The 9,085-nt window shown below is 68.4% G+C and carries 6 protein-coding genes and 2 pseudogenes; all 8 read right to left on the reverse strand.

The annotated features are described in order from the left end of the window. Positions 1 to 255: pseudogene (locus GRX66_RS13310) on the reverse strand (electron transfer flavoprotein subunit beta/FixA family protein); the annotation flags it as partial. Between the two features lie 184 nt (positions 256 to 439). Beyond that, on the reverse strand, positions 440 to 805 hold the full coding sequence (locus GRX66_RS13315) for a DUF5811 family protein (RefSeq protein WP_159527002.1): 366 nt from the start codon (positions 803 to 805) through the stop codon (positions 440 to 442). Positions 806 to 971: 166 nt separating this feature from the next. Next, positions 972 to 1,814, reverse strand: a complete 843-nt coding sequence (locus GRX66_RS13320) for a phosphatase PAP2 family protein (protein ID WP_159527003.1) — start codon at positions 1,812 to 1,814, stop codon at positions 972 to 974. A 3-nt stretch (positions 1,815 to 1,817) separates the two neighbouring features. Next, entirely contained in the window at positions 1,818 to 3,527 is a 1,710-nt protein-coding gene (locus GRX66_RS13325; protein ID WP_159527004.1) for an ABC transporter substrate-binding protein, read from the reverse strand. A gap of 208 nt (positions 3,528 to 3,735) precedes the next feature. Next, positions 3,736 to 4,223: pseudogene (locus GRX66_RS13330) on the reverse strand (pyruvoyl-dependent arginine decarboxylase). 196 nt (positions 4,224 to 4,419) lie between these two features. Then, a complete protein-coding gene (gene pan2, locus GRX66_RS13335) occupies positions 4,420 to 5,655 on the reverse strand; it encodes a proteasome-activating nucleotidase Pan2 (RefSeq protein ID WP_159527005.1) in 1,236 nt (411 codons plus the stop codon). Positions 5,656 to 5,897: 242 nt separating this feature from the next. Beyond that, entirely contained in the window at positions 5,898 to 7,688 is a 1,791-nt protein-coding gene (gene pepF / locus GRX66_RS13340) for an oligoendopeptidase F (RefSeq protein WP_159527006.1), read from the reverse strand. Between the two features lie 108 nt (positions 7,689 to 7,796). Next, positions 7,797 to 8,864: a P1 family peptidase gene (locus tag GRX66_RS13345; protein ID WP_201293016.1), complete on the reverse strand. Its 1,068-nt coding sequence runs from the start codon at positions 8,862 to 8,864 to the stop codon at positions 7,797 to 7,799. Between the last annotated feature and the right edge of the window lie 221 nt (positions 8,865 to 9,085).

Genomic DNA, 9,085 nt, shown 5'->3' on the forward strand with positions numbered 1-9,085 from the left:
GCCGTCGTCACAGCCCATCGCGACCGCGGTCTCGAGCACCGGCGACGCCATGGGCGGCCCCATCGTCATCGCGACCACGCGGGCGCCGACCGCGTCTTTCAACTGCAGCGCGGCTTCCAGCGCGTTCCGGTCCGGGCGGTTCAGGATCGCGTCGGCGTCGGCGCGGTCCAGCGTCCCCGTGTCCGGGTTGATGGAGACGTCGTCCTCGTCGGGGACCTGTTTGACGCCGACGACGACTGTCCACTCGTCTGTCATGGCGACGACACCGTCCTGGGGGGATTCGTTGGGAGTCCACCAGGCGAGTCGTCGCGTCTAGTGAGGATGCTCGCCCACATACCAGGAGGTCAGCCAGGAACGGCCAACAGGCGTTCGCTCCAGAATACAGGAGTATTTCAACGGGGCGGCGAACTGGGGACGGGGCGCCGCTGAGAAACGGGCGCTATCTGGCGGTCTGCGGGACGTCCTCGCCGAGGGCCGCTTTGACCTGGAAGGCGGCGCTGGCGGCGAGGCCGCGCGCGACCTCCTCGCGGTCGTCGTCGGGAATCAAGTCGTCGTCGGTCACGCTGTCGAACTCCGGCGTGAACCCGGCGCTGACGGGGTTCCCGGCGGGCGGCCTGACGGCGACGGTCACCTGGACGCCGTTCGACCCCGTGCTGATCTCGGAGCCGACGACGTACTCGTCGGGCAGGAAGTCGCGCGTCCGGGCGGCGATCTGGGAGATGCTGTCCCGGAGTGCGCGCCGCTGGGTGCCCGTGAGTTCGGGTTCGCTCGGTTCGGTGCCACTGTACGGCGAGTTCCCGTGCATTCGTATCCTATAGGACCCCTCTACGTAAATGCCTTTTAGTTTGGTGGTCGATAGCACGGCACTCGACCGGGAGAACGGCACCCGGTAAGTGTCGGTTGCACTACACGTAAACAGCGGGAGGGTACCACTGAACGGCGACCGTCACTACCGCGTGAACGCCCGACAGTCACGACCGCGCGGACAGCCGCGAGAAGAACGCCGGCATCGACTCCCAGCAGCCGTAGCGGTCGACGACGCGGATCGCCAGCCAGTACGACCCGCCCGCCAGCACGAGGCCGCCCGCGACGTCGGTCACCCAGTGGATTCCGAGGTACATCGTCGCGACGGCGACGCTGACCGCCAGCGGCACCGCGAGCAGCAGCCACTCGACGTACTCGCTGCGCGTCCGCCACGCGAACAGCGCGACGGTCGCGGACAGCGACGCGTGCAGCGACGGGAAGACATTCGTGTTCCGGTTGACTTCCCCGGTCAGGTGCTGAGACGTCGGCTGCGTCGTGTACAGCAGGGAGTCCACGACCTCGGGAATGACGTTCCGGGGGCCGTAGGCCACGAACAGCACGTAACAGACGAGGCCGATCCCGTAGTTCAGCACGAACGCGACGAGCAGTTCCGCGAGGCGGTCGGTGTCGTCGAGGGCGAAGTACGCCACTATCGGGAACACCAGCAGGAAGACGTAGCCGTAGAGGTAGACGAACACGAAGTAGTCCGTCAGTAGCGGCGACGCCAGCTCCTGGAGGCGCACGACGGCCGTCCCCTCCAGCCCGTAGATGAACCCGGTGACGTTCCACTCCAGGTACCACGAGATCTCGGGGCCGATGGAGAGCGCCAGCCGGCGCGCAGCCAGCACGACCGCCAGCGGCAGCAAGTACGGCGCGACGGCGACGAACCGGCGCCTGGAGTCACGCAGCGCCCCCAGGAACCGCCGCGGCCCGACCGACACCGCGACTGCCGGCACGAGCATCGCGAGGACGTTCGCCGCCAGCACGACGAGGGTGTCAGCCAGGACCATGGGTCACCGGAAGAGGTTGCCGTCGTCGTCGTAGGTGTAGCCCGCCTCCTCGAAGCGGTCGCGGACAGTCGATACGTCCAGTTCGCCGTCCGACCCCGGGAACGAGCCGACCGTGAACTCGCTGCTCCAGTCGACCTCGTGCCAGTCCTCGACCATCGGCAGGTCCGTCGCCCGCGCGAACCCGTCGAAGACAGACGCTGCCGTGTGCTCGCGGTCGTGGAGCCGCGCGAGGACCTGTCGGAACCGGAAGTCCGACAGCGGCGCCCGCCGGAAGTTGTAGCCGACGATGCAGAGCTCGTCGGACGGCGAACTCGCCGACACGACGTCGTTCGCGCCCTCGACGCCGCCGACGGCCTGCAGGGGGAACAGGTGCAGCGACGTGTCCAGGCGGCCGTCGCCGAGCGCGACGAGTGCGTCCTCGCCGGAGGGCGCGTACCGCGCGACCACGCCGTCGGTGTCGAGGGCCGGCGCGTACTCCGTCAACCGGTCGTCGCTCGTCTTCCCGAGGAAGTGGCGCTCGTACGGTCGAAACTGTACGGACTCCTCGGGTGTCGCCTCCTCGAACGCCAGCGGGCCGCTACCGACCGGCTGTCGGTTCTCCCAGACGAGCGCCTTCGTGACGCGCTCCTCGACGAGTTCCGTCCGGTCCGCCCACTCCGCCTCCGGGAGAATGGGGATCGTCAGCACGCGCTCGGCGTTCACCGGGTCGACGTGGTCGGCGACCTCGAAGCGGACCGTCCGCTCGTCGGTCGCCTCCGCGCCCGACACCAGCGTCGTGTGGCCGCGGAACCGGGTCGCTGGCACGGGCGACGACGCCGCCCCCAGCGACGTGTCAGAGAGGAACCGCAGCGTGAACGCGACGTCCTGGGCGGTCAGCTGGCTGTCGTCGTGGAACGTCTGGCCGGGACGGAGTTCGACGACGAGGTCGCCGTCCTCGAAGTACCACTCGCGGGCCGCCCACGGAATGAACCCCGCCCCGGTCCGTGACGGCCGCGCAAGCGAGTCGTACACCAGGCCGAGCAGCTGGTCGTTCCAGCGGAACTCGCCGGCGACCGGGTTCCGGTTCTCCGTGATCTCCACGGAGAAGATGCCCGCGCGGAACGGTCGGTCCAGTGACGACGACGCCAACTGGGCGAGCACGTCCAGCGGTCGCTCCGTGGTCGCACCGTCCGGGACGGACAGCGCCTCGCGCCGAACGGTCAGGAAGTCCGGCGCCGTGACGACGGAGAACGGCACGCGCTCGACGTACACGTCGAGGAACTCCCGGAGCGCGGCCGTCGAGTCCGCTGACTCCCGGAGGGCTTCGAGGCTGTCGTCGATTGCGACGCTCGTGACGCCGAAGGGGTTCTGCCAGCCGGGTTCGGGCGCGAACGACGAGTGCAACAGCGGGTAGAGCGCGTCGGGGTGCGTGAGATTGGGATACCGGCCGACGAACACGTCGAAGTCGTGGTTGATGAGGGCGTCCAGGTAGAGCTGCGATCGGCCCTTCGGTTCGAAGACGGCGTCCACGCCGAGCGACGACAGCCGGTCCGTGAGCGTGCGCGCGATGGTGGTCGCGGCCTCGTCGTCGTCCGCGGGCGGCGCACTCACGGTGAGCGACACCCGCTCCCCCGGCTTGTAGCGGTCCCGGTACTGGATACCGTTACAGCCCGCTACGGAGGCCGAGACGGCGGACGCGAGGAAGGCGCGCCGGGAGAGCGAGTTGGATGTCATGGGGGACGAATGGGCTCGAGAGACACAGGTACGCGCTATCGAGCAGCGGCTACCCTGGCCGCAGTCCGTTCCCGGACCGCTGTGAGCCGCAGGAGGCCGCTGGATGTTGTGGCGTACATCTGTCCTGTTTCAGTTGTAACGATTGGCCAAACGGCTATTTATCTGTTGGGAGACGATTCGAGACCCGGGGCGACGGCGTCCCCCGGTACTACCACGAGTCTCCCCCCGAGATCGGCGTGCTCTGTCCGTACGCTGCGACGACGACAGCGGCGGCGTACTCGCCGGGGTCGGCGTCCGTGCTCACCGTGCGCACCGACGGCTCCCGGAACGACCAGTCCCGCAACTCCATCCCGGCCTCGATGCCGGTGCGAACGCGCGCCTCGACGTCGCGGCGTCCGTCTCGTCGGCCACTTCGTAAAACAGCCCCGGGCCCGCCTCGCTGTCGGTCCACGCGAGTCCGGCGCTGACGCGCCGTGGTCCGGCGGCGTTCGCGTGCGCTTCCACGACAGTCAGCTGGTTCCCGGCCGGGCCCAGGTCCGGGGCAGTCCCGACCGCCGTCACGTCCTCGTCTGCGGGAATCACCGACGACACAGAGACGAGATTGTAGTTGTGGAGGCCGGCGTCGGCGAGCGCCGCGTCGTAGGCGGCCATCCCGGTCGGGCCCGACCCGGTGCCCCAGGCCACTCTGATGGTCATACCTCCACCTCCGCCGCGCCGACACAAGAGGCTTCTAATCGACAGGTGACCAGACGGTGTTCACTTCGATACCCGACGGACTGCTGCGTCGAGGACGGAGTGGATACCGGCCGGTCGAACCCGGCGAGAAGCGTGCCCCGAAAACCGCCCGGATTCCCGCCGAAAAACCACTGAATCACGGTACCGTGACCGACAGCTACTGGATGTAGCTCGGGTAGCTCGCGCGGAAGTCGCCGTCCTCGCCCTCCGCGACGAGCTTCTCGTAGGCGGCGTCGAAGTCCTCGCGGCGGACCTCCTGGCGGTCGTCCCGGATGGCAAACATCCCCGCCTCGGTCGCGAGGCTCGCGAGCTGTGCGCCGGAGAACTCCTCGGTCTTCCGGGCGAGGTCTGAGAACGCCACGTCGTCGGCGACGTTGATGTCGTTGGCGTGGATCTCGAGGATGCGCTCGCGGGCCTCGACGGTCGGGTTCGGCACCTCGATGAGGCGGTCGAAGCGGCCCGGCCGGAGGATCGCGGAGTCCAGCATGTCGAAGCGGTTCGTCGCCGCGATGATGCGGACGTCCCCGCGCTCGTCGAACCCGTCCATCTCGGAGAGCAACTGCATCATCGTCCGCTGGACCTCGGCGTCGCCGCTCGTCTTCGAGTCCGTGCGCTTCGCGGCGACGGCGTCGATCTCGTCGATGAAGATGATCGCGGGCTCCTTCTGGTCGGCGAGTTCGAAGAGGTCGCGGACCAGCCGCGACCCCTCGCCGATGAACTTCCGCACCAGCTCGGAGCCGGCCATCTTGATGAACGTCGCGTCGGTCTGGTTCGCGACCGCCTTCGCGAGCATCGTCTTCCCGGTTCCGGGCGGGCCGTGCAGGAGCACGCCGCTCGGCGGCTCCACGCCCACCTTCTCGAACTTCTCGGGGTTGACAAGCGGGTCCTCGACTGCCTCCCGGACCTCCCGGAGCTGCTCGTCGAGGCCGCCGATGTCGTCGTACTCCACGTCCGGCGACTCGTCGACTTCCATCGCCTGTGCGCGGGCGTCCGTCTCGTCGTCCAGCAGCCGCTGCACGCTGAACGAGTCGTTGATGGCGACGCGGTCCCCGACCTCCAGTTTGTCCGCGAGTCGCGGCGACAGCTCAGTGAGCACCTCCTGGTTGTTGCCGTGCTGCTTGATGACGGCGCTGTCGTCCTCGGGGAGGTCCTCGACAGTCGCGAGGTACAGCGACGCGGTCTTCAGCGTCTCGTTCTCCCGCTGGAGGCGGTTGACCTCCTCGCGGAGCTCTTCGCGACGCGACTCGACGTCCTCGAGTTGCTCCTGGAGCTGCTCGTGGACGTCGAGAATCTCGGAGTAGTGGTCCTGGAGCGCGTCGAGGTGTTCCTCCGGCGTCAGCTCGGGGTCGACGTCGAGCGTCGGCCGGTCCGGCAGTGAGGGACTACGCGACATTCGTTGGCGGTGCTAGGGGCTCGGCGTAGAAGTTCCTTTGGGTCGGCGGAATGCCTACCGGCGGCCGTGCGTCAGACACAGCGGGCCGCTACCGGTGGTTCTGGAGAATGTTGCCGAAATCGCGATTGGGTCGTGTGACGTGGTGCCGTCGGGTCGCCGCGCCCGAAGACGCAGTCCGACGGCGTCGCCAGGTCGCCGGCGTCTCGGACGAGGGTCGAAACCCCCGTCAGGTCGCTCCGGCCTCAGACGAGGTCCTCGGCCTGGCCGAGGCGTTCGTCGTAGACGTCGAGCGCTCGCTCGATGGGCTCGCTCGTGGACATGTCCACGCCGGCCTCACGGAGCAGTTCCAGGGGGTACTCGCTGGACCCGCGCTCCAGGAACTCGAGATAGCGGTCCGCGGCCGGCTGGCCCTCCTCGAGGATGTCCTGGACGAGCGCAACGGCCGCCGAGATGCCCGTGGAGTACTGGAAGACGTAGAAGTTGTAGTAGAAGTGCGGGATGCGCATCCACTCGCGCTCGATGTACTCGTCGACGTCCGCGTTCGCGTAGTAGGCCGCCTTCCGCTCGCCGTACACCTCGTCGACGCGGTCCGGCGTCAACGCCTCGCCCGCCGCAGTGAGTTCGTGGAGGCGCTGTTCGACGTCCGCGAACAGCGTCTGCCGGTAGAGCGTCGACCGGAACCGCTCGAGGTACTCGTTGAGGATGTGCTTCCGGAAGTGGTCGTCCTCGACCGTATCGAGGAGGTGGTTGACGAGCAGCGCCTCGTTGACGGTGGACGCGACCTCGGCCACGAAGATCTCGTACTGCGAGTAGACGTACGGCTGTTCCTCGCTGGTGTACTGGCTGTGGAGGCTGTGGCCCAGTTCGTGGGCGAGCGTGAACATCGAGGAGATGTCGTCCTGGTAGTTCATCAGGATGAACGGCTGGGTGTCGTAGGCCCCGCCGGAGTACGCGCCCGAGCGCTTCCCGCGGTTCTCGTAGACGTCGACCCAGCGGGACTCCAGGCCGTCGGCGACCCGGCGCTGGTAGTCCTCGCCCAGCGGCGCGACGGCCTCGACGACGTGGTCTTTGGCCTCCTCGTAGCCGACCTCGGGGCTCTCGGAGTCGACGATGGGCATGTAGAGGTCCCACATCTTCACCTCGTCGACGCCGAGCGCCTCGCGCTTGAGGTCCGTGTGCCGGTGGAGTTTGTCGAGGTTGTCGTCGACGGTGTCCACGAGGTTGTCGTAGACGTCGGTCGGGATGTTCGCGTCGTCCAGTGCGGCCTCGCGTGCGGTGTCGTAGTTGCGCGCTTCGGCGAGTTTGACGTCCTTTTTCACCTGGTTCTTCAGAGTGGAGCCGATGGTGTTCCGGACGCCTGTCATCGTCTCGAAGAACTCCTCGTGGACGGTCTGCCGGAACTCGCGGTCGGGGGTCTTCAGGAGTTTCGTGAAGTTCGCCTGCGAGATCTCGACGGGTTCGCCGTCGGGGTCCTCGACGGTCGGGAACTCGAGGTCCGCGTCCGTGAGCATGTTGTACGCGTCACTCGGCGCGCCGAACACCTCCCCGAGGTCGCTGAGCAGTTCCTCGACCTCCGCGGAGCGCGTGTGCGGCTTCATCCGGAGGACGTCGTCGAAGTAGTGCTCGTAGGTCTCCAGTTCGGCTGTCTCCTCGACGAGGGCCTGCAGTTCCTCGCGCGTGCAGTCCTGGATCTCGGGCTCGAAGTACGATGTCGCGCTGGAGACGTCCGCGAGGAGGCTGGACGCTCGGGCGCGCAGCGCCTGGTAGTGCTGGTCGCGGGTGTCCTCGTCCGAGCGCATCCGGGCGTACGAGGAGACTTTCTCGACCTCGCGGTGGACCTCGTCGCGGAGCTCCAGGGCTTCGAGGAGCGTGTCGCCGGACTCCGTGAGACGGCCCTCGAAGGCCTCGAGGTCGTCGAGTTTCGATTCGACGTCGTCGTATGCGGCTTCCCAGTCGTCGTCGGTCGCGTAGATGCTCTCCAAATCCCACTTGTGCTGCTCGGAGAGTTCGCTTCGTTCGGGAACGCTGCTCATACAACTGTGCTTCGCGTCAGGTCGGTTAAGCGTTGGCAAAAAGCGCCGCGCTTGCCGCCGGTCCGACGTGAAAATTACCGTCGAAACCGGCGACGGCGGTACCGGTCCTCACGCCCAGGCGTCGCTTTGGAGGGCGTCCTCGACGGCCGCCGGGTCGAGCGCGTCCACGACGTGGCCGTCGCGACCTTCCGTGCGCTCGGCCTCGAACAGTGCGCTCAAGATGGCTTCCTCCGTGGCGTCGACAGCCCCCTCGAACAGGGAATCGAGCGCCGCGTCCGCAGCGGCGTCGGCGCCGCTCGGCGCGTTGCTGAACGCGACGGCGAGGTCTCCGCTCCCGTGGTGGGCGTAGCCGCCGGTCCGCGCCATTCCGAGCGGCGCGCGCTTCGCCACCCGGCCGAGCTGCCGGGCCGTCAGCGGGACGTCGGTCGCGACGACCATCGCGATGCTGCCGTCGTTCCGGTCACCCGCTGAGTCGGCGTCCTCGCCTTGCTCACCGTCGAGCGTCGATTCGCCCGCCGAAGACTCGGCCGCGAGCCGCTGGCCTACTGGCACGCCGCCCACGCGGAGGTCCCGGAGGCGTCCGAAGTTCGCGAGCACGAGCACGCCCACACTCCGTGACTCGTCGGCTATCTCGACCCGCCGGGACGCGGTGCCGATGCCGCCCTTCCGACCGAACGCGGTCATGCCCCGGCCGGCGCCGACTGCGCCCTCGGGGACAGACTTGCCGGTAACGTCGAGGGCCGCGTGGACGTCCGCCGCAGAGACGTGCCGGCCGCGGATGTCGTGCAGGTAGCCGTCGTTGCACTCCAGCACGAGCGGGTTCACCGACCTGACGTCCGGGCCCGCCGCCAGGGTGTGGTCGACGAGCGCGGACGCGGCCGTGCCGACGTCCAGCGTGTTCGTGAGCGCCAGCGGCGTCTCTATCGTGCCGAGTTCACGGACCTGCATCAGGCCCGTCGACTTCCCGAAGCCGTTCAGGACGAACGCGTTCCCCGTGACCGGCTGTTCGAAGGCGACGGCGTCGGTCGGGTCCACGACCGTCACACCGGTGTTCACCGCGGCCGGCTCGTCGAGCGTCCGGTGGCCCACCGTCACGCCGTCCACGTCGGTAATCGCGTTCCGCGACCCGGACGGGGCCCGCCCCACCCCACCCGGAAGTACGTCCTCGAGGTTCACGACCGGCCGTCGGGAGGGCAGCCACTTGGCTCTACCTGGTCGCCGGCCGGGGCGTGTCGCCACTCCGGACCCGCCCGTAGTTTTTCCCGGCGGGCGCGCGTACCAGCATGCTGTGACAGACGACCTGGCGCGGGCGCTCGGACGCGCCTGGCAGGACGACGCTCCGTGGGCGCTCCTGACCGCGCTGACCGACTCGACGACCGGATGGCGGGCCACGAGGG

Origin of the sequence: Halobacterium bonnevillei (assembly GCF_009831555.1) — an archaeon.
Taxonomy (GTDB): domain Archaea; phylum Halobacteriota; class Halobacteria; order Halobacteriales; family Halobacteriaceae; genus Halobacterium; species Halobacterium bonnevillei.

What these genes read in the sequence shown, in the direction of transcription:
- pan2 (WP_159527005.1), bottom strand. Translation starts at nt 5,655, where the DNA reads ATGTCGCGTAGTCCCTCACTGCCGGACCGGCCGACGCTCGACGTCGAC.
- GRX66_RS13325 (WP_159527004.1), bottom strand. Translation starts at nt 3,527, where the DNA reads ATGACATCCAACTCGCTCTCCCGGCGCGCCTTCCTCGCGTCCGCCGTC.
- pepF (WP_159527006.1), bottom strand. Translation starts at nt 7,688, where the DNA reads ATGAGCAGCGTTCCCGAACGAAGCGAACTCTCCGAGCAGCACAAGTGG.
- GRX66_RS13315 (WP_159527002.1), bottom strand. Translation starts at nt 805, where the DNA reads ATGCACGGGAACTCGCCGTACAGTGGCACCGAACCGAGCGAACCCGAA.
- GRX66_RS13320 (WP_159527003.1), bottom strand. Translation starts at nt 1,814, where the DNA reads ATGGTCCTGGCTGACACCCTCGTCGTGCTGGCGGCGAACGTCCTCGCG.